Origin of the sequence: Pontibacter harenae (genome assembly GCF_020907245.1) — a bacterium.
In the GTDB taxonomy this organism is placed as follows: domain Bacteria; phylum Bacteroidota; class Bacteroidia; order Cytophagales; family Hymenobacteraceae; genus Pontibacter; species Pontibacter harenae.
The window spans coordinates 83823-102815 of the sequence record NZ_JAJJWH010000004.1 but is presented as its reverse complement, the minus strand read 5'-3'; the positions used below and the strand labels follow the sequence as shown (position 1 = coordinate 102815).

Sequence of the window (18993 nt, the reverse complement as noted above, 5' to 3'; positions counted from 1 at the left end):
ATTAATGGAAGTTATCAATACATCTGGTAGAAGAAAAACCTCGGTGGCGCGCATCTATATGACGCCTGGGCAAGGGAATATCACTATTAACGGTAAAGATATCAAAACGTACTTCCCTAGCGAAGTACTGCAGACTATAGTGAATCAGCCGTTTAGAACCTTAGAATCAATTGGCAAGTACGATGTTACTGCTAATTTAAAAGGTGGTGGTGTAAGCGGCCAGGCTGAAGCGCTAAGACTTGCAATATCTAAAGCACTGGTAGTAGAAAACGCCGAGACTAAGTCTGTACTTAGAAAAGAAGGCTTCATCACGCGTGACCCACGTATGGTAGAGCGTAAGAAGTACGGTAAGCGTAAGGCGCGTCGTTCATTCCAGTTCAGTAAACGTTAATATTAAAGGTGTATCAACAACATGGCAAGTACTAATTATAAAGAATTACTTGAGGCAGGTGTTCACTTTGGCCACCTTACCCGCAAGTGGGATCCGAAAATGGCTCCGTATATCTTCATGGAGAAGAACGGGATCCACATCATTGACCTGAACAAAACGCTGGTTGCGCTTGATGAGGCTACTGCTGCTATCAAGAACATCGCAAAGTCTGGCCGTAAGATTATGTTCGTGGCTACTAAGAAGCAGGCACAGGACATCGTTACGGAAGAGGCGAAGCGTCTTAAAATGCCTTACGTTACCGATCGTTGGTTAGGCGGTATGCTTACTAACTTCGCTACAGTGCGTAAGTCTCTTAAGAAAATGTCTACTATCGATAAGATGGTTAAAGACAACACAGCTTATGCAGCTATCGCAAAGCGTGAAAGATTAATGCTTACACGTGAGCGTGAAAAACTGGAAAGAGTATTGGGCGGTATCGCTGATCTTTCTAGACTTCCTGCAGCGCTTTTCATCGTTGACGTGAAGCGTGAGCACATCGCTGTGAAAGAGGCTCATAAATTGAACCTGCCAGTATTTGCGGTTTGCGATACTAACTCTAACCCAGAGTTGGTAGACTACCCAATTCCTGCAAACGACGATGCTTCAAAATCAATCTCTCTTATCGTGTCTATCATGGGTAAGGCTATTGAAGAAGGCTTGTCTGAGCGCAAAGTAGACAAAGAAGAAACTGAGCGTAAGCGTTCTGAAGAAGAAGGCATCAAAGAAAAGCAAGAAGCTGACGAACAATAAGCTTTAGTTTATATTGAAAAAGAACAAACTGAACATTGGGCCCAGCTGCTTCAATGTTCAGTTTGTTTTAGGGGAATGAGAAAAGATATTAGAACCTAGGCATTAGCTTTTAAACTATAGCTAAAGGCATAGTTCTTATATTCCTTTGATAATTTCTAATTCATAATTTCTAATTTATAATTATAGAAAAAATGGCTATTACAGCACAAGACGTTAACAAACTGCGCCAGGAAACTGGAGCTGGTATGATGGACTGCAAGAAAGCGCTTACTGAAGCAAACGGCGATTTCGAAGCAGCTAAAGATATTCTGCGTAAGGCAGGTCAGAAAATCGCTAACAAGCGTGCTGACAATGAAACTTCTGAAGGTGCAGTACTTACTCAAATTTCGGAAGACGGTTCTACTGGCGTAGCAGTAGCTGTTGCTTGCGAAACAGAGCCAGTATCTAAAGTGGCCGATTTCCAGGAGCTGGCACAAAGAGTTCTCTCTACAGCCGTTTCTACAAACGCTGCCTCTAAAGAAGAATTGTTAGCGGCTCCTCAGGCTGATGGTCGTCCGTTACAAGACCACCTGACAGATTTGATGGGTAAAATCGGTGAGAAAATTGACGTTGTTTCTTACGAGACTGTGAAAGCTGATAAAGTTGTTGCTTACAACCACTCTAATGGCAAATTAGGTGTATTGGTAGGCCTTAACAACACTAGCGGTACTGACGTAACTGAGGTTGGCAAAGATATCGCGATGCAAATTGCAGCTATGAAGCCAATCGCTTTGGACAAAGACGGTGTTGATGCTGCTACTGTTCAGCGTGAGATTGAAGTTGGTAAAGAGCAAGCGCGTGCTGAAGGTAAGCCAGAAGCAATGCTTGAGAAAATTGCTCAGGGTAAACTGAACAAGTTCTACAAAGAAAATACACTGTTGAACCAGGAGTTTGTAAAAGATTCTTCTCTTACTATCGCTCAGTTGCTTGAGAAAACAAGCAAAGGCTTAACAGTAAACGAGTTCAAGCGTGTAGCTATCGGTTAATTAGCCGCTGCTAACGTAAAAGAAAAAGCCCGCTTTCAGCGGGCTTTTTTTATGCCTGTTGTTAACACTAATTCGATTCTATATAATTAGAATCAAATTAGTATTAGCCTTTCGATTCATCAACTTTTTGCCTCTTTACCTCGATTTCTGGTTTTCCCTTGTAGATTTTACCTGCCTTGGAATCTACACGATACATGTAATATCTGTGGGCATCATAGTCAATATAGTACCCAGTTTCAGGGTCAAGAACTTTACCAATGTTCGTATAATGCCATAAGCCTGATTCAGGGTCTTCAGTATGCGTCTTTGTAACATCGATAGGGTTTGGCATTGGTATCGAATGGGCAGCGCTTTCAGAAGCATCAGGTGACAGAGTCCAACTCATTTTAGCGTATGGAGTTTCCTTAAAAGACTCAAATTTCTTTAAAAATGCTTGTTGTCCATTTGACTGAGCATATGCTCCAAAGCTAAGCAGAACTACTACTGTAGCAAGAATGTAGTTAAGGGATTTCATATGAACAATCTTTTAATGTGTATAATAAACGGTAGTGTACTAAAAGTACTTAAATCTCATTCCTAATTTTAATTTCTAATTTTTATATAGCGAAATACTACACTTTCAGCTACTTAAAGTATAAAAATTAACGCTGTTCCCAAAACAGAACCGCCTTTATTTCTGCTGGTGCAGAAATAAAGGCGGCATAAAAGTATGTTCTATTGTAGAAAAGTGGCAGCGGTTTTAACCGTTCCGCCTCATGGTAGAGACAAAGGCATTGCGCATATCGGTGAAGCGATTTGAGACAGCTTCTAAAAATTCTTCGTCTAGCAGGGCCTTAGCGCCTTCGTCTCCTATCACGTTCATTTCGCTTATCTTATAGGTCTGTTCAAAATCCCCTTTCTCCAGCTTCAGTAAATACTTCCCGTTCCAGGCGAGTAAGGTGATTTTCATACTTGAGTGTGGGATGTCGGCTACGGTTCTCATGGGCTTAATGTGCTAATTGGTTAATGTGCTGATGTGATAATTGAGTAATATACTAATGAATTGATTAGTTAATGAGGTGAGAGCTAATTCAAGTTGAGAAAAGCAAAAGCAGAATAAATACTGAATACTGCTCCTTTGTCTTTTGTCAAGGCTTTATCAGGAACGCTCCATCTCTATGCCCATCAGTTGCATGAGCTTGCTGGCGTTAAAGCTTCGGCAAACACCTCTTTGCAGCTTGTAATCAAACTTAATCTCGTCGCCAATGATGTCGCTGTTGAAGCTATAGTTGTATACGCTGCCTGGCAGTTCCTGCTCCATCGCACCCAGCTCCAAATCGTGGGTGGAGATGAGGCCAGAGGCATTGCGCTTGTGCAGCTGGCGTATCAGGGCCATTGCGCCGTGATGACGATCGCGGGAGTTGGTGCCTTTGAGTATCTCATCCAACAGGTAAAAAACAGGTTGCCCTTGCGCAGTAAGCTCGAGCAGCACCCGTAAGCGTTTCAGTTCTGCATAGAAAGAGGAGGTGTTTTCTGCCAGATTATCTACGGTGCGCATGGCTGTATATACCTGAGCGGGCGCCACCGTAAAACCTTCAGCACAGGCAGGAGCACCCGTAAAGGCCAGCACCATGTTTATACCTACCGTGCGCAAGAAAGTGGTTTTCCCCGACATGTTGGAACCTGTTATGACCATCGTATTGCCAGCGCCTGCTATTTCAAAATCGTTGGCAACGGGATTAACTGAAAAAATAAGCGGATGCGCCAAGGTCTTCGCCTTCACCTCGAAGGGTTGGACGCTTAACAAAGGTACTGTGTAGGCAGGATGCGCATGTTGAAAAGCGGCTATACTTGCCAGCGCCTCAAACTCCGCCAGCACATCTATAGCATTGCCCACCTGCTCCAGGTGCTTCTCTTTCCAGTTCTCTAATCTGTATATCCAGAAGAAATCCCACATCAGGATGGTGTTCAGGAAAAAGCTCATGAGTGCACTCAGTCGCCACGAAAAGAAATCGATGATGGTGGACAGCTTACCTACAGCAGCAGAGGCATTGGTATTGTGCTGCAGCAGCTGGCTCTGTAGCTGCTGTAACTTAGCACAAGCGAACTGGTGTTGCTCCAAGTGCTGCAATTGGCGTGTATAGCTACGCATGGCATCGTACATACCCACGCTATTCTCATAATACTCATCCCGAACCACTGCAAATTTATAGCTCAGCAGGTACTGTACTAACAGAAAGAACACTGGTATATAGCCACTGTAGCCGTAAATCCAGGCTGCAATAGCAGCCAACGTAATAACGGGCAGTATAAAAAGAAGCACTTTAAGAACGGAATGCTGCGTAAAGAAAGTACGCTCCCGCAGCCAAAGTATAAATTCGTTTGCTGGCTCTTTGTCGTGCTTGTAGTGCATGGGCAATGCCAGTAGGTGCTGTAGCCAATCGAGTTGCGTAGGGCTTGCCATTTCCGCCACCGCCTCCTGCCGCTGCACAACCTCGTCGGGTTTGGCTGCGGCTTGTAGCCAGCCAGCCAGTTTAGCTCTGCCTATCGTTGTAACAGAGCGGTTCAGCAGCTGAAAAAGCGAGTTCTGTCCAAATATATCTAAATCTGAAGTATAAGGGTGCTGCGCATTTATGAAGGTATCTCCGCCGTCAAACTGCTGTAGCCTGCCGTGCAGCCGCTCTACCTCAAACTCGTTTACTTTGCGCTGCAGCACCAGGTGCTGGTACTTGAAATCGAGACGGCTGTGCCAACGCATAACCACCAGGAACATGATGTAGGAACCAAGTATAGCCATCGCACCAGCCACATTGTTCCCGCTGCTAAAGAAGTAGTAAGCCGCAGCAACACCTGCCAAAAACACCACCACCCGCAGCCACGACACCACGCCAGATTTAGAGGAGGCACCTTTTTCCTGTTCGGCAAAGCTTTCTGCCCGCTGTTTGAATAGATTTTCTCTTTGTTCAATCACTCTTATCTAAGTTTAGTATTTACCGCTAACATGACGGCTCATTTTCATTTTGCAATGCTTAATGAAAATAATTCACCTTTAGTTGCACACTTCAGTAGTACTTCTAATTCGTCAATCTTCCCTCCAAACCCTTTTTGCTATAGTAACATCTTTTCCCTTGAGGGTTCTTTCAATTGCGCTATATATTGCAATTTTTGCCTATTCTGCTAAAGATACAAAACAACAAGCTTTTAGATGTTGTTGTTTCTCATTTAACACTACTAGCATTTATATCACATGAATTGGATCATAGTAAAATCTAGCTTTAGTTGTTTTCGGTAATTGTCTGTCAATACTACTCAAGCATTAACAGACTATCATCCAAACATTGTTTTGTCCCTCGTTATCGAGGGACAAAAGCTAAGATAGATCTTGAAAGAAGTAATCAGGTTATTAAACTAACTTTGCTCTTTATACTAAATTTAATTTATTAAAACCTTTAGTTATTAGTAAGACTACCCATTATGCGTGCTCCTTCTACATTATATAGAACAACTATTTTATATATTTTTCTTTGTCTGTTTGTTGTAACTGTCGAAATGCGTCCTGGAAGGGTTTATTATTTACTGCAAATGCTGTTGTTCAGAAACAGCGTTGCAAACTTAGCCTTATACCTTATTATTTTTGGACTAACTGTTTGGGGTTTACAGATTGTTTTGTTTAACAAGAACAAAACTATACGGATTGCTTCTGCAGCAGTATGGCTACCGCTTTTATTCATAAGTCTAGTGTACCGCTTTATTACAGGCTACAACTATACCTATGCTGATGCACACACTGCTATTAATAACACTCATCTATTGTCAGAAGCCTTCAATAATTATACTTTACCTCTAGTGTTTGCCTTGGCCGGAACCATAGCAACTGGAGCAGCGCTTTGCTTTGCCAATAAAAGAATAAAACATGTGTATAAAACAGGATATACTCTTGTTTTACTCCCCTTGATAGTTCTTAGTTACTGGTACATAAACAGATCGTTGGGCGTAATAGACGACTTGCCAGTTTTTTACAGGGTACCATTAAGCACCATTTTAGCCTACAACCACACCTTACCTAACACCTCAAGAACACCTGTTCAAATTAGTCCTGAACAGGCTGGTGTAAAGCACCTTTTCCTTATAGTAGACGAGAGTATTACCGGAGGTGCGCTTTCTATTAATGGCAACAATTCAAACACTACACCATTCCTTAAGAGTGTGAGTGATCAGCTTCAAAATTTTGGCATCGCATCGGCTTATACTAATTATAGCGCAGGTAGCAATATTGCACTCATGAGCGGTCTTAGGAGCCAGGAACTACCAGATAAAGAAAAGCAGGCACTTAAAAAATCTAACATTTTTCAGTATGCAAAGCAAGCTGGTTACACTACCTACTTTATTGATGCACAAATTGGACGAGGAATGCTTCAGAACTTTGTGTCCTCACAAGATTTAAAGAGCATCGACCATTTCGTACAAGTAACAGAAGAGCAGCTAGAACAGCCATATTACAAAAGAGACTTTGTTATTGCTGACTTACTGCTGAAGTTATCAAAGTCTAACAATAAGATATTTGTTTATGTAAACAAGGCTGGTGCACATTGGCCTTATGCCAGAACATATCATCCAGATTCAGTATTTTTTAGCCCTGTTCTTTCAGAAAGAAGTATGTTGAAAGATAAAGAAAAGTCTATCAACGCTTACTATAATTCGATAAGATGGACGGTAGATGGGTTTTGGAGGAAGCTTATTCATAATATCCAACCGCAGGATAGCACCTTTATTGTATATACTTCAGATCATGGACAAGATCTTTCAGGAGATGGAATAAGTATTACACATGCCAGTACAATAAATACACTACCAATTGAAGCAAATGTTCCGCTGTGGATTCTTGATAAGACAGGCTACGCCCAATCTTTTACCGTGCCTTCTCCTAACCAACAATCACACGCTCAAATCTTTCCGACTTTATTGTTGTTACAAGGATATAATGAAAAATACATCAAAAACAACTATGGCCCTACTCTTTATGATACTAACTTGCCCAAAATTAGATATTTTCTCAGTGGAGACATATTTGGACGAGGTCCTAGTACTTTGATAGAATTTAAACTTGAATAATTTTAGGACAAAAGCAAAAAGGACCAGCGAATGCCAGCCCTTTTGCCTCAAAACAATTATCACAAACAACCTTAAAATGTCTTAGCTATTCTAGTTCGCAAACCTCACATCATCGAACTTGGATACAATTGTAACGGTACCTTTAGAAGCAGCAGAACCTAATTTGCCTTTATACTCTGCAGAATGCATATCCTGGCCTTGGGAGGTGACGTTTACACGGGATTTATCATACTTGAAATCAGCAAACTGTACTTTCACATCAAAGTTAACAGACGAGTTATCTTCGAAATTAATAGTGATAGGGCAATAACTACCGTCCACGATAATCTTCTGCACATCCCTGCTGACGTTGGCAACATTCAGTGAGCCATACTTTATGTCCAGATCCAGTACATCCTGCACATTACCTATTTTGAAATCGCTGTACTTAGAGGAGCACTGAATCTGGTTTGCACCGTCAATCACCAAGGTGGAGTACATCACATCCACAACACCTTTGTTCATGTAGCTGATAGAGCTGTGCCTGCCTGAACCATGCACCAGTTTTATAGAGTTGGACTCGTTGCTCAATCGCTCTGCCTTTAAAGAACCATGCTGAATTTCAAGCGTCGCTTGTCCTTTAAAATCGGGCAGGTAAACATCTCCGAATTTGTTCTTGATGTTGATAGCATTGCTTTCTGGCATATAAACAGTGTAGTTTATTTCCATTCCTCTGTTTCCTGAGCTTTGCGTGGAGCCAATATTGGTTTTAAGGGCCAGGTTGTTTCCCTCCTTGCGTTCAGCAATATTAATTGAGTTCAGCAGTTCCTGTGCCCGCTGCTCGTTGCTGGCTCTGGCTTTAATATCCACCCGCACCCGAACCTCATTTTTGTTCCAGGTATTCACATGCACTCTGCCAAACTTGTTATCAATAGAAAGCATATCGCGGCTGTCTACCTTGTAAGTCTTGTCGAAAGTCTTCTGTGTTTCGGCCTCAAAAGTGGTGCTTGCACAGTCTACTTTAACATCTGGAATAATTATGTTTATGTCGCCCAAACTTTTCAAGCTGCTCAAGCTTCCCAGACTACTCAGGCTAGCTAAGGCCGATAGTTCTTCCAGCTTCGCCAGCTGATTTAGGTTTGCTAGGTTTTCGAGCTTTTCCAAATTCATGATAGCTTGCAAGGCGGGTTCAGGCACTTTGCCTAGCCTAGTGCCCTTGGGCTGGTCTTGTGCCCATACTACAGCGGGTGTGAGTAGTAAAAGTATAAAGGCGTAGCATTTCAGGTTATAGTATAGTAGCGGTTTCATCATGTTTTGTGTCAGTAGTTTCATTTTGTTGTAGTCTTTCTATTTTCTGGAGTACCTCCAGTTGGCGGTTCAACACCTCAATTCGTATCTGCAGGTTCTGAATCATGGCGTCTATTACCAAGTCTTTATTCGGTGTCGTGTACAGTTGCTTTTTTAGTTGGCCGTACGTGCTGTCCAGGCGCATCAGCTCACGGTCTATGCTTTGCTGTTCATCTAGCCCTAGCACCTTTACATCGTAGTTACTCAGCTGGCTCTTTTTGCTGTTAATCTGGCTGGTGTAGTACGCTTCTACCTCTATCATTTCAGGGGCTATCGTGTTTAAAGCAGGCGCCTCTGTTGCGGTAGCCACAGCCATGGCTCCGTCAGAGCCTGAACTGCTTTTTTTAGCCGCTAAAAAGGTAAGGCCGCAACCTAAGAGCAGCAACGCTGCCGCTGCTATGCGCATAAACATAAAGTCGGCGCTGAACTTTAAACGTTCTCCGTAGTTAAAGCTTATTACTTTTACCTCTTTCCTCAGAGGCGGAATTTCCTGACATATCTCCTGCCACAGTTCCTGTCTGGGTTCAAAAACATCGAATTCGTCCCGATGCTCATTTACAAATCCTTTTAATTTATCTTCCATATCAGTTAATTGTACTGATTTCTACACCTCATAAGCCGCAAACGCAGGCTCATGCAATATTTCCAAAAGCTTTTTTCTGGCGCGGCAATACTGCGATTTAGAAGTAGACTCCGTTACGCCCAGTATCTCGGCTATCTCGGCATGGTCGAATCCTTCTAGCAAGTACAAACTGAGCACGACGCGGTAACCGTCTGGCAGCTTTTGGATGGCCCGCCTTACTTTCTCTACCTGCCACTCTGTTTCGTCTTCGTATACTTCGTCGGCTACAGTTTCAGCCATTCTGTCTTCTATAGGCACCAGCTCCGCTTTTCTCTTTCGGATAGAGTTGATGGCAGCGTTAACCACAATCTTTTTCAGCCAGCTGCCAAAGGAGGCTTCGCCTTTATAGGCATGTATGTTTTTGAAGGCGCTGATAAAAGCCTCCTGCAACACATCCTCGGCCTCGGCATAATCGTTAGTGATGCGCATGCTCACGTTGAACATAGCTTTGGCATAGAGCTTATACAACTCGTACTGGGCACGGTTGTCGCCTTCCCTGCAACGTTGGACCACGTGCATGTTCTCGTCCTGGTAGGTGAGCGTTTCCAAATGACTCAAATGAAGTTATTATCCGAATACAGGTGATGGCGTTAGTACTCTGTTGTTTTCTCTATGCTTTCTCTCCTTCTCAAATCCATACTAAAGACAACAGCAAATGCGGGAGGTTGCATCAAGTTGCAAAATATTTCCTTCTTTTTTTTGATCGTCTACTCTGTGCCTGAAGTGCTGCACTAAAAACTGCGGTTCGTTTGCCAAGTACAGTATTGCAGGGCACAGTACATCAGTTGCTTACAAACAGGAAAAGCTGACTTTCTAAGCCAGCTTTTCCTGTTTGTACTACTCTCAAAATTTTAGGCTGATGCCGTTGTTGGTGAGAACACGCAACAACGGCAAGAGGTACTGCTAACTAACACATTAGCATATTGCCTCATTAGCACATTAATCAATCAGCACATTAAAATCAATCCATGATATCGAAGCGAATGCCCTGCGCCAGTGGCAGTTCACGGCTGTAGTTGATGGTGTTGGTTTGGCGGCGCATGTATACGCGCCAGGCATCTGAGCCAGACTCACGACCGCCGCCTGTGTCTTTCTCACCGCCAAAGGCACCGCCTATCTCAGCACCAGATGTGCCAATGTTTACATTGGCAATGCCGCAATCGGAGCCCCAGTGACTAAGGAAGGCCTCTGTCTCCAACAGGTTACTAGAGAAAATAGCCGACGATAAACCCTGTCTTACGCCATTCTGTAACTCGATAGCGTTTTCTACATCGCCGCTATATTTGATCAGGTACAGGATTGGTGCAAAAGTCTCTTCCTGCACTGTTTCGTACTCGTTCTTCGCCTCTACAATAGCTGGCTTAACGTAGTTACCGCTTTCAAAGCCTTCGCCTTCCAGTACTTCGCCGCCTGTTAGCAAAGTGCCGCCTTCAGCTTGCACGCGCTCCAGCGCTTGCTGAAATGCCTTTACGGCCTCCTTGTCAATTAACGGACCAACCAGCGTTGTGCTGCTTAGCGGATGACCGATGGGCAGGTTCGGGTATACTTTCAGCAGGCGCTCTTTTACCTGCTCATAAATATTTTCGTGAATGATGAGGCGACGTGTAGAGGTGCAGCGCTGGCCACAAGTGCCAACCGCCCCAAACACAATAGCCCGAAGCGCCATTTCCAAGTCGGCATTCTCGGTAAGGATAATAGCGTTGTTGCCTCCCAACTCTAACAACGATTTCCCTAAACGAGCTCCCACAGCCTCCCCTACTTTCTTGCCCATGCGCGTAGAACCTGTAGCAGAAACCAACGGCACACGCCCATCATGGCTCATCAGGCTACCGATTTCAGCATCGCCAATAATTAAATTGAAGATTCCTTCTGGCAGCTCATTGTTTACTAACACTTCTCTAATAATATGCTGACAAGCCAGTGCCGTAAGCGGTGTTTTCTCCGAAGGCTTCCATACCACCACATCGCCACAAACGGCAGCCAACATGGTGTTCCAACTCCACACCGCTACAGGAAAGTTAAAGGCCGAGATAACACCAACAATGCCAAGCGGATGGTACTGCTCATACATGCGGTGCTGTGGGCGTTCGGAGTGCATAGTATAACCGTGCAGCTGCCGCGACAATCCAACTGCAAAATCACAGATATCGATCATCTCCTGCACCTCGCCCAGGCCTTCCTGCAGAATTTTACCCATCTCGTAACTTACAAGCTTACCGAGCGGCTCTTTGTACTCGCGCAGCTTATCACCAATCTGGCGCACAACTTCTCCACGCTTCGGGGCTGGTGTTTTGCGCCAACTTTTAAAAGCCTCCTGCGCCGTGGAAATAACCTGCTCATAATCTTCGGGCGTGGCCATGTTTACAGAGGCTATTTTGTTGCCATCCGCAGGAGAATGTATGGCTTTTGTATTTCTGTTTTCCTTACCTCCCCATACTAAACCTGTACTGTAGGTAGGGTTCAGGTCTTTTATGCCTAGCTGCTGTAGCACGTCTTCTATGGTTTTGGTTAGCGGTAGCTGATCTATAGTCTGTTTCATGGTTTTATTTTTAATGCTTTAAATTTCTGAATCTGGATTTACAGGATTAGAGGGTGATCAGGAATTTTATACCTGTAGTAAATTAAATTTGCGCCTCTGGCTACTTGCCAGATTGTAACTTTAACCTATACCTGCCCCATTACAAAAGCGCCTCTTTACAAAGCTAACAAAACAAAAAAGCTTCTACAATGCTGTAGAAGCTTTCCTGAATTTATACGATGTGTTGCTATTAACCTTTGCCGATTGGGTAGAAAGCTCTTAATCCGTCAGGATAAACACCTTCTACGTACACCACGCCACCTTCTAAATCTTTCAAATACTTTTCGATATCTGAAGGCTGGTTAACGGCATATCTGTCAATTTTAGTGATGATGAAACCATCTTTTATACCTGTTTCGCTGAACTTGCTGTTCTTGATTTCAGTAATTTTTGCACCACCGTTTATACCTAGCTTCCTCATTTCTTCTTTAGAAACAGGTTGGAAAGTAGCTCCCTCAAAAGTGATAGCCTTTGCATTGCTGCGTTTTACAAGCTCTGTGCTGTTGTTAGCATTTTTGAAGGTAACGTTAGCAACACGCTCTTTACCATCGCGCAGGTAAGTTACTTTTACTTTATCGCCAGGACGGTAGCGGGCTACCTGCTCTAGCAACTGAGAGTTTCTGTTTACAGCTGCGCCATTGATAGCAGTAATAATATCACCAGACTGAATACCAGCATCTTTGGCAGCGCTGTTTTCTGTTACTTCTGATATATACACACCATTCAAAGTCTTAAGACCTTTTTCTTTGGCAAAATCAGAGCTGATGTCCATTATTCTGGCACCTAACAAGGCTCGCTGTACTTCTCCATACTTCAGAAGGTCATCAACTACTTTACTTACAATAGAAGATGGTACTGCAAAAGAATAACCAGCGAAAGAACCTGTTTGCGAAGCAATGGCTGTGTTTATACCAACCAAGTCACCGTTTAGGTTTACAAGAGCACCACCGCTATTACCAGGGTTCACTGCCGCATCTGTCTGTATAAAAGACTCGATGCTCATTTCTCCTGCACTTGAGCGAAGGATATCGATGCTACGGCCTTTGGCGCTCACTATACCAGCTGTAACGGTAGAAGTTAAGTTCATGGGGTTGCCAACAGCCAATACCCACTCTCCTACATTCAGATCGTCGGAGTTACCATAGCGCATAGCTGGTAGGCTCTCGCCGTTAATCTTAAGCAGGGCAATATCGGTGGTTGGGTCGGCACCTACTAGCGTTGCCGAAAAAGTACGCTTATCGTCCAGCACAACTTCAATCTTATCTGCTTTATCAATAACGTGGTTATTCGTTACAATATAGCCGTTAGAGGCAATAATCACACCTGAGCCTGAACCACGCTGCGGACCTCGGGGAGCACGCTCGCCAAAACCATCGCCGAAGAACTCTCTCAAAAACGGATCCATCTGGCTGCTGTAGCGGTCAGAACCACGGGAGCTATACTCCGTTTTCACGTGCACCACTGCAGGAGTAGACGCTTGTGCAGCGTTTACAAAATTTAGCCCCTCAGGTACTACAACATTGCTACTCCGCATATCGCTGGTATACCTTACGGTAGGATACTGCTGCTCCTGGGATTGCGTCATGCCATGATTTTCTTCCTCCAGCAGCTTGTAGCTACCTACAGCCACACCGCCACCTAATACGGCTGAGAGCGTTAAGCCAACTATAAACTGTTTTGTCTTCATGTATTTTTAACTAAATAATATGTTAAAGGTATCTTGATTACTAATATATTAATTGTAGGCTATATTATAAACTATAACGCTATTTGTTATACGAAATTACACTCAGCCACGACTACTTTAAATGTTGTAAAGAGCAATGTTTTAGCTTTAAAACTAATTTAAACCACTATCTCCCGTTATACCCTGACTATAACAAAAAAGGGGCCAAAAATCTGGCCCCTTTTTTATGCTTTAGTTACGCATGTACTTCTTTACCGTTTTCGGAGGTGGCCGTGGCTAGCTTAGCAGTGCTTTTACCTTTTCCTACCGATGCTTTCTGAGTTTCTGTACCAGAGCTGATGCTAATCTGGCGTTTCTTTGTTTTGTTTTCATCTTTCGGAACTGTTACCAGCAGCACACCATTATCCAGCTGCGCTGAAATCTGATCTGGGTTTACCTTATCAGGCAAATAGAAGCTTCTGCTAAACGAGCCATACTGCGTTTCAAGCATATGGTAACGTCTACCTTCTTCTTTTTTCTCTAGCTTGCGCTCGCCGCTTATCGTTAGCTTGCCTTCCTGAAAATCGATGGAAATATCTTCTTTCTTCACTCCTGGCAATGCCAGTTCAATTTCAAAACCTTCTTCAGTTTCGCAAGCATCTACATGTGGCGTAAAGCCTGCAAAGTTTCTTGAATTCACAGACTCGTTAAAGAATCTGTCTAACATAGAGCTAAATGTGTTTGGCATTACATCCTGCATGCCGTTATATCTGTTCAGTGCCATAGTTGTAATCTCTTTAAAATGTAGTTAAACATCTTTTACACTAAAGCACTAGTAAAAATTATACCAATCGTAATGTCCTTTTAAATCATGAAATAATGTCATTATATAGCATTAAAATAAATCTAAGTAACTGACAACTTTACAGTTAAGGTTAAATCAATATGAAATACTGGCGGTGTTCGGAGCAATGTTGAAGTTATACTTTATTTCCAGTCCGAATACAGGCGAAACTCTGTTCCGTTTGGTGGTGTAGCCATCCTCCAGCAGCACATCGTTTTCATCATACTTCGGAGGCACCATGGCATAATAGTAGTCGGTTTGCCGCATAAAGTATGGGTTAATTCGTAGCTTTTCCGTCAGTTCATAGTTCAGGCTTAAGCGCAGGCGTGTTCTATCAATACTACGCTCTTCTAAATTATTTCTATCCGTTTCCCCCAACTCTGTTAGCATCATGATTTCGTACCTTATCGAAGGCGTTATATATTTACTTCCGATAGGCAGCCGTTTGCCTAATTCCACCATCAGCCTTACCCGTCCTGCCAAGTCCTGATCTTCTTGGTTTGCAAAATCAAAAGCACCTTGTTTGTTAAAGTACAAACTACCTATATGTCCGTTGTGGCGCAAAAAGAAGGTGTAAAAAGTAATCTTCGGATAATTCTCGATAGCATAACGTACCAGCGCTCCGCCCCGCCAATGCTCATTGGAGGTAAACTCATAACCTAATGTCAGTTCTACCCGCTCAAAGTTGCTAAGGGGGCCGCTGTTTTTGAGGTCGTTAAACCTAGAATCGGTATTAATACGGTATTGGTTTCGGAAGAAGAACAGGCTTTTTTCGCTTACACCATAGCTTAGCTGCAGCTCGGGCCAGATAGCCGTTGGAGCCGTGACTTTGCGCTGTGCCTGACTAAACGCTGGCAATACAACGAGTAAAAAAATCAGGTAAAATTTTCTCATATTTAATTAGCTTCTACTCTCCTGCTCCTTCTCCTTCAGAGCCTTAATCAAACCGAAAAGTACTTCGCTGCCCCACTCGTTATAGTTGATGCGCTTATGTATAGCAGCCTCACTAGATTTATAAATGGCGTAATAGCTCTCAAACTCTTTCACTTCTACTTCTGCCCAAGGCACAAACTGATCCTGATCGGTAAAGTATAAACCATCCTCTTTTAATTTTACCGTCTTTAACTCCAAAGATTGGTTTCTGTTAAACTCCTCCAGTTGCTGCGCCACCAGGTGGTTCAGGTAGTAGCGCCACAGCACATTTACAATCTCTTCATAAATGTCGATGTAGCTTTCATTCTTATCGAAATAGCTCTTGAATTTGAAGGTCTGAATATTTTCGTCTATAGTCCTGAACGCAATCCTGAAGTCGCAGCCTACATAAAACCTGTACCACTGCATCCAGTTCATCTCGTGCCTTACGTCCACAATGTCTTTCTTGCTAATTTTGGTGAGTGACTCCTGCTTTAGAATGCTGCTTTCGAATGCAACAAAAGCAGGAGCAAGCTGCAGTTTGCGTTTCCGCCCCAGCAGCCCCTCCGACAGTTCGTATTCAAAAACCTTTTCTTCTTCCACTTAATCTATAGACATAAGATGCAGGACACAGGACGCAAGACTCCACATTATTCTGTAGTACCTTAAAGCCACCTGCCGTTATTGTTTGCTCTCATTTTTCAGTCAGGCTGTGACTTGATAAAACACAGATTTCTCCTTTCGTCGAAGTGACACAAAATAAATGAACCTGCTGCCTACGGTATTCTTACTAACAACAGGAATAACTTTACGTCTTCACAAGTGCCTTCGCTTGCTGGTAAAAACCACAAAGCAAGAACAAAGGAAATTTATCTACATTTTCCCGCTGAAAAATTACTTTTCTAGCTCCTGCACTGCCAGCCAAGCCATCAGGCCTATACTTGTTTCCAAGGCAGTTTCTTCTATATCGAAGGTAGGTGTATGTACGGAGGACGTGATGCCTCGTTCTTCGTTGCGTGTGCCTAGTCGGTAAAAGCAGGCAGGCACTTCCTGCGAATAATAAGCAAAATCTTCTGCTCCCATCCACAGATCCAGGTCCACTACGTTTTCTGCTCCCAAATACGCTTCTGCTGCTGCACGGGCACGGTTAGTCAGGTTAGGGTCATTCATCAGGAACGGATAACCATTTTTGATGTCAATGTCGCAGCTTCCGCCCATGCTTTCGCAGAGGCCTTCGGCTAGCTTCTTGATGCGTTTATGCGCCTCCTTGCGCCATGCCTCGTTCATTGTTCTAAAGGTGCCTTCTATCTTCACCTCGTTCGGGATTACATTAGTTGCACCCAAGGCCTCTACTTTACCAAAAGAAAGTACGCTTGGCACCTTTGGGCTAGCATGGCGGCTCACAATCTGCTGCAGCGCCACAATCAGGTGCGAAGCAATCAGCACCGTGTCCACGTTCTGCTCAGGCATAGCGGCATGGCCACCTTTTCCTTTTACCGTGATGTAAATTTCATCGGCGCTGGCCATGTACATGCCGCTACGGAAACCGACTTTACCAGCTGGCAGCATCGGGAACACGTGCTGCCCCATAATGCCACTTGGAGCAGGCTGCTGCAGTACGCCTTCTTTTATCATCAGGGAAGCGCCTCCTGGAAACTTCTCCTCTCCTGGCTGAAAAATTAGCTTCACGGTGCCCTCAAAACCTTCGCGCACGTCCTGCAGAATACGCGCCGTGCCCAGCAAAGAAGACGTATGCACATCATGCCCACAGGCATGCATTACACCCGTGTTCTTCGATTTATAAGCTACCTCATTCTGTTCTACAATCGGCAGCGCGTCCAGGTCGGCACGCAGGGCAATGGTGCTCTTGTCAGGATTTCTTCCTTCTATGATAGCCACTACACCTGTGTTTGCCAGCCGCGTCGTTTCCAAGCCATAGCTTTGCAGCACCTGCTCAACGTAAGCTGCCGTATTATGCTCCTCAAACGAAAGCTCTGGGTTCGCATGCAAATGCCGACGCACCTCCACCGTATCATTGGCATAAGCTTTGGCAAGAGACTGTATTTTCTGTAAGATTTGAGACATGGTATGGTTTTATAGTTTGTGCTGTAGTTAAGCACATTTTATTTTAAGCTTTGTCTCATTTCGACCAAGGGGAGAAATCTGCTACAGACAAAAGATTGAAAGAACACAGATTTCTCACTGCGTTCGAAATGACATCAAAGGTTATTAGAGTTTAACAAAGTTTTACTCCTCCCCTCCCACTAAACTAAAAAACGTTGCAACCACTACAAAGTAGTTGCAACGTATCTTTATAGTTAGCTGCAGTTTTACCTGCTGCCTGTGCTTTTCGGGATGTTGATCTGCTCCTGCACAATTTGGGCATTAGGTAGCAAATCGCTAATTTGGTTCAGTACCTGCTGCGCCTCAATGCGGCTAAAGTAGTCGCCTATCTTTAATCGGAAATTTGGCTGGTTATAGGTCAGGTAATCTTTTTCGTCGGGCACGCGCGCAATAATCGTTTTTCGCAGATTCATCACAGTCTGACGCTCAGAGCCATTATAGGCTAGAATACGATATCCTTGGGCATACTTTATGTTTTTATTCACACTTGCTACCGTGTCCATCAGCACTGCCACCTGGTCGTTTACATGGTTAGTGGGTTCTATGCGTGCCGTTGGGGCGGCAGCGTCAGGCACCGTATATTTTGGTCGGTACGCGCTCAGGTCTTCCGTAACCTTTACATTACCTCCTGAACGAGTGCTTTCGGAAGTGGTTCCGCTAGTGGCGGCCCCAGACGAGGACACGCAGGCTGTTGCGAACAACATCGCCAACGATAACAATAAGCTAAAAAATTTATTCATGGTTTATAATCTGGATACTGGCTGAGCACCCTAACCTATCGGCACCCGCCTTGATTAACGCTTCGGCCTGGACAAATGTTTTTATACCGCCAGAGGCTTTTATTTTCATATGTGGCGGCAGCACACCGCGCATTAATTCTATATCTTCTAAAGAAGCACCGCGCGTAGAGAAGCCCGTGGAAGTCTTTACATAATCGGCTCCTGCAGCCACACAGAGTTCGCAGGCTTTCTCAATTTCAGCAGGTGTAAGCAGCGCTGTCTCTATAATTACCTTCAATTCCGCTTCCTTCAGATGGCAGAAGTTGGCCAAATCACTTAATTCGTTTTCCACTGCTTTATAGTCGCCAGATTTGAAAGCGGAGATATTCATTACCACATCTATTTCTGTAGCTCCGTCGGCAATGGCCTGGTGCGTTTCCAGGAACTTTACCTTGTGGTGCTGATAGCCTAACGGAAAACCAACTACCGTTGCTATTCTCACTTCGGAACTTTCCCCTAAAGCCTCTTTAGCCAAAGCTACATAAACGGGAGCCACGCAAACAGCTGCAAAACCATAGGTATTGGCTTCATGGCAAAGCTGGCGCACCTGATCAGTTGTAGCCTCAGGCTTAAGTTGGGTGTGGTCGATGTAGGAAGCTAATTCTTTCTTAGACATTAGACGCTAGACTAAATATTAGACTGTTGACTATAGACGTAACTATACCGCAAGTTTTCAATTTGTGGTGGTCATGCGGCAAGTTTTCAACTTGCGAAACTTGTCTTTCAGTAGTACACGCACGCAAGTTTGAAACTTGCACCATAAAAGCTCCAAGTTGAAAACTTGAAGCAGAGTGCACGATACCACCTGCCTTACAAAGATAAAGGATATAAGCTGAAAGTTTCCTC

The 18993-nt window shown here is 43.9% G+C and carries 18 protein-coding genes; 4 read left to right on the top strand and 14 right to left on the bottom strand.

The window, feature by feature from the left end; all coding sequences use genetic code 11:
- Positions 1–4: 4 nt before the first annotated feature.
- From rpsI to tsf, 3 genes are all read left to right on the top strand, one after another.
- Positions 5–391, top strand: coding sequence for a 30S ribosomal protein S9 (rpsI, locus tag LN893_RS03585; RefSeq protein WP_229968381.1), 387 nt, complete (start codon positions 5–7; stop codon positions 389–391).
- Between the two features lie 21 nt (positions 392–412).
- Entirely contained in the window at positions 413–1180 is a 768-nt protein-coding gene (rpsB, locus tag LN893_RS03580; RefSeq protein WP_229968379.1) for a 30S ribosomal protein S2, read from the top strand.
- Between the two features lie 191 nt (positions 1181–1371).
- The gene (gene tsf, locus LN893_RS03575; RefSeq protein WP_229968377.1) at positions 1372–2205 is read left to right on the top strand and encodes a translation elongation factor Ts; all 834 of its coding nucleotides are present in this window, start codon (positions 1372–1374) and stop codon (positions 2203–2205) included.
- Positions 2206–2308: 103 nt separating this feature from the next.
- Here the strand turns inward: tsf and LN893_RS03570 are convergent, their stop codons facing one another.
- From LN893_RS03570 to LN893_RS20660, 3 genes are all read right to left on the bottom strand, one after another.
- Positions 2309–2719, bottom strand: a complete 411-nt coding sequence (locus LN893_RS03570) for a hypothetical protein (RefSeq protein ID WP_229968375.1) — start codon at positions 2717–2719, stop codon at positions 2309–2311.
- Positions 2720–2944: 225 nt separating this feature from the next.
- Positions 2945–3187, bottom strand: a complete 243-nt coding sequence (locus LN893_RS03565; protein WP_229968373.1) for a hypothetical protein — start codon at positions 3185–3187, stop codon at positions 2945–2947.
- Positions 3188–3343: 156 nt separating this feature from the next.
- Positions 3344–5155 (bottom strand): MutS-related protein, encoded by a 1812-nt coding sequence (locus LN893_RS20660; protein WP_229968371.1) that lies wholly within the window; start codon positions 5153–5155, stop codon positions 3344–3346.
- A 503-nt stretch (positions 5156–5658) separates the two neighbouring features.
- Here LN893_RS20660 and LN893_RS03555 point away from each other — a divergent pair.
- Positions 5659–7296: a sulfatase-like hydrolase/transferase gene (locus tag LN893_RS03555; RefSeq protein WP_229968368.1), complete on the top strand. Its 1638-nt coding sequence runs from the start codon at positions 5659–5661 to the stop codon at positions 7294–7296.
- Between the two features lie 90 nt (positions 7297–7386).
- On the opposite strand, the gene LN893_RS03550 is transcribed toward LN893_RS03555, so the two are convergent.
- The 11 genes from LN893_RS03550 to deoC all read right to left on the bottom strand — a co-directional run bounded on the left by LN893_RS03550 (position 7387) and on the right by deoC (position 18763).
- Positions 7387–8607, bottom strand: coding sequence for a hypothetical protein (locus LN893_RS03550; RefSeq protein ID WP_229968366.1), 1221 nt, complete (start codon positions 8605–8607; stop codon positions 7387–7389).
- Entirely contained in the window at positions 8561–9205 is a 645-nt protein-coding gene (locus tag LN893_RS03545; protein ID WP_229968364.1) for a hypothetical protein, read from the bottom strand. The genes LN893_RS03550 and LN893_RS03545 overlap by 47 nt, the downstream gene beginning before the upstream one ends.
- A gap of 21 nt (positions 9206–9226) precedes the next feature.
- On the bottom strand, positions 9227–9793 hold the full coding sequence (locus LN893_RS03540; RefSeq protein ID WP_229968504.1) for an RNA polymerase sigma factor: 567 nt from the start codon (positions 9791–9793) through the stop codon (positions 9227–9229).
- Between the two features lie 412 nt (positions 9794–10205).
- Positions 10206–11783 carry an L-piperidine-6-carboxylate dehydrogenase gene (amaB, locus tag LN893_RS03535; protein WP_229968362.1) on the bottom strand — a complete coding sequence of 526 codons (1578 nt, stop codon included), beginning with the start codon at positions 11781–11783 and terminating at the stop codon, positions 10206–10208.
- A 229-nt stretch (positions 11784–12012) separates the two neighbouring features.
- Positions 12013–13509 (bottom strand): Do family serine endopeptidase, encoded by a 1497-nt coding sequence (locus LN893_RS03530; RefSeq protein ID WP_229968360.1) that lies wholly within the window; start codon positions 13507–13509, stop codon positions 12013–12015.
- A gap of 235 nt (positions 13510–13744) precedes the next feature.
- The gene (locus LN893_RS03525; protein WP_229968358.1) at positions 13745–14272 is read right to left on the bottom strand and encodes an Hsp20/alpha crystallin family protein; all 528 of its coding nucleotides are present in this window, start codon (positions 14270–14272) and stop codon (positions 13745–13747) included.
- Between the two features lie 156 nt (positions 14273–14428).
- Complete coding sequence (locus LN893_RS03520; RefSeq protein WP_229968356.1) at positions 14429–15226, bottom strand: DUF2490 domain-containing protein; 798 nt, start codon at positions 15224–15226, stop codon at positions 14429–14431.
- A 6-nt stretch (positions 15227–15232) separates the two neighbouring features.
- Positions 15233–15847, bottom strand: a complete 615-nt coding sequence (locus tag LN893_RS03515; RefSeq protein ID WP_229968354.1) for a hypothetical protein — start codon at positions 15845–15847, stop codon at positions 15233–15235.
- Positions 15848–16138: 291 nt separating this feature from the next.
- Entirely contained in the window at positions 16139–17329 is a 1191-nt protein-coding gene (locus LN893_RS03510; protein ID WP_229968352.1) for a M20 metallopeptidase family protein, read from the bottom strand.
- Positions 17330–17574: 245 nt separating this feature from the next.
- Positions 17575–18108 (bottom strand): sporulation protein, encoded by a 534-nt coding sequence (locus LN893_RS03505; protein WP_229968350.1) that lies wholly within the window; start codon positions 18106–18108, stop codon positions 17575–17577.
- On the bottom strand, positions 18101–18763 hold the full coding sequence (gene deoC, locus LN893_RS03500) for a deoxyribose-phosphate aldolase (protein ID WP_229968348.1): 663 nt from the start codon (positions 18761–18763) through the stop codon (positions 18101–18103). The genes LN893_RS03505 and deoC overlap by 8 nt, the downstream gene beginning before the upstream one ends.
- Between the last annotated feature and the right edge of the window lie 230 nt (positions 18764–18993).

What these genes read in the sequence shown, in the direction of transcription:
- rpsI (WP_229968381.1), top strand. Translation starts at nt 5, where the DNA reads ATGGAAGTTATCAATACATCTGGTAGAAGAAAAACCTCGGTGGCGCGC.
- rpsB (WP_229968379.1), top strand. Translation starts at nt 413, where the DNA reads ATGGCAAGTACTAATTATAAAGAATTACTTGAGGCAGGTGTTCACTTT.
- tsf (WP_229968377.1), top strand. Translation starts at nt 1,372, where the DNA reads ATGGCTATTACAGCACAAGACGTTAACAAACTGCGCCAGGAAACTGGA.
- LN893_RS03570 (WP_229968375.1), bottom strand. Translation starts at nt 2,719, where the DNA reads ATGAAATCCCTTAACTACATTCTTGCTACAGTAGTAGTTCTGCTTAGC.
- LN893_RS03565 (WP_229968373.1), bottom strand. Translation starts at nt 3,187, where the DNA reads ATGAGAACCGTAGCCGACATCCCACACTCAAGTATGAAAATCACCTTA.
- LN893_RS03555 (WP_229968368.1), top strand. Translation starts at nt 5,659, where the DNA reads ATGCGTGCTCCTTCTACATTATATAGAACAACTATTTTATATATTTTT.
- LN893_RS03550 (WP_229968366.1), bottom strand. Translation starts at nt 8,607, where the DNA reads ATGAAACTACTGACACAAAACATGATGAAACCGCTACTATACTATAAC.
- LN893_RS03545 (WP_229968364.1), bottom strand. Translation starts at nt 9,205, where the DNA reads ATGGAAGATAAATTAAAAGGATTTGTAAATGAGCATCGGGACGAATTC.
- amaB (WP_229968362.1), bottom strand. Translation starts at nt 11,783, where the DNA reads ATGAAACAGACTATAGATCAGCTACCGCTAACCAAAACCATAGAAGAC.
- LN893_RS03530 (WP_229968360.1), bottom strand. Translation starts at nt 13,509, where the DNA reads ATGAAGACAAAACAGTTTATAGTTGGCTTAACGCTCTCAGCCGTATTA.
- LN893_RS03525 (WP_229968358.1), bottom strand. Translation starts at nt 14,272, where the DNA reads ATGGCACTGAACAGATATAACGGCATGCAGGATGTAATGCCAAACACA.
- LN893_RS03520 (WP_229968356.1), bottom strand. Translation starts at nt 15,226, where the DNA reads ATGAGAAAATTTTACCTGATTTTTTTACTCGTTGTATTGCCAGCGTTT.
- LN893_RS03510 (WP_229968352.1), bottom strand. Translation starts at nt 17,329, where the DNA reads ATGTCTCAAATCTTACAGAAAATACAGTCTCTTGCCAAAGCTTATGCC.
- LN893_RS03505 (WP_229968350.1), bottom strand. Translation starts at nt 18,108, where the DNA reads ATGAATAAATTTTTTAGCTTATTGTTATCGTTGGCGATGTTGTTCGCA.
- deoC (WP_229968348.1), bottom strand. Translation starts at nt 18,763, where the DNA reads ATGTCTAAGAAAGAATTAGCTTCCTACATCGACCACACCCAACTTAAG.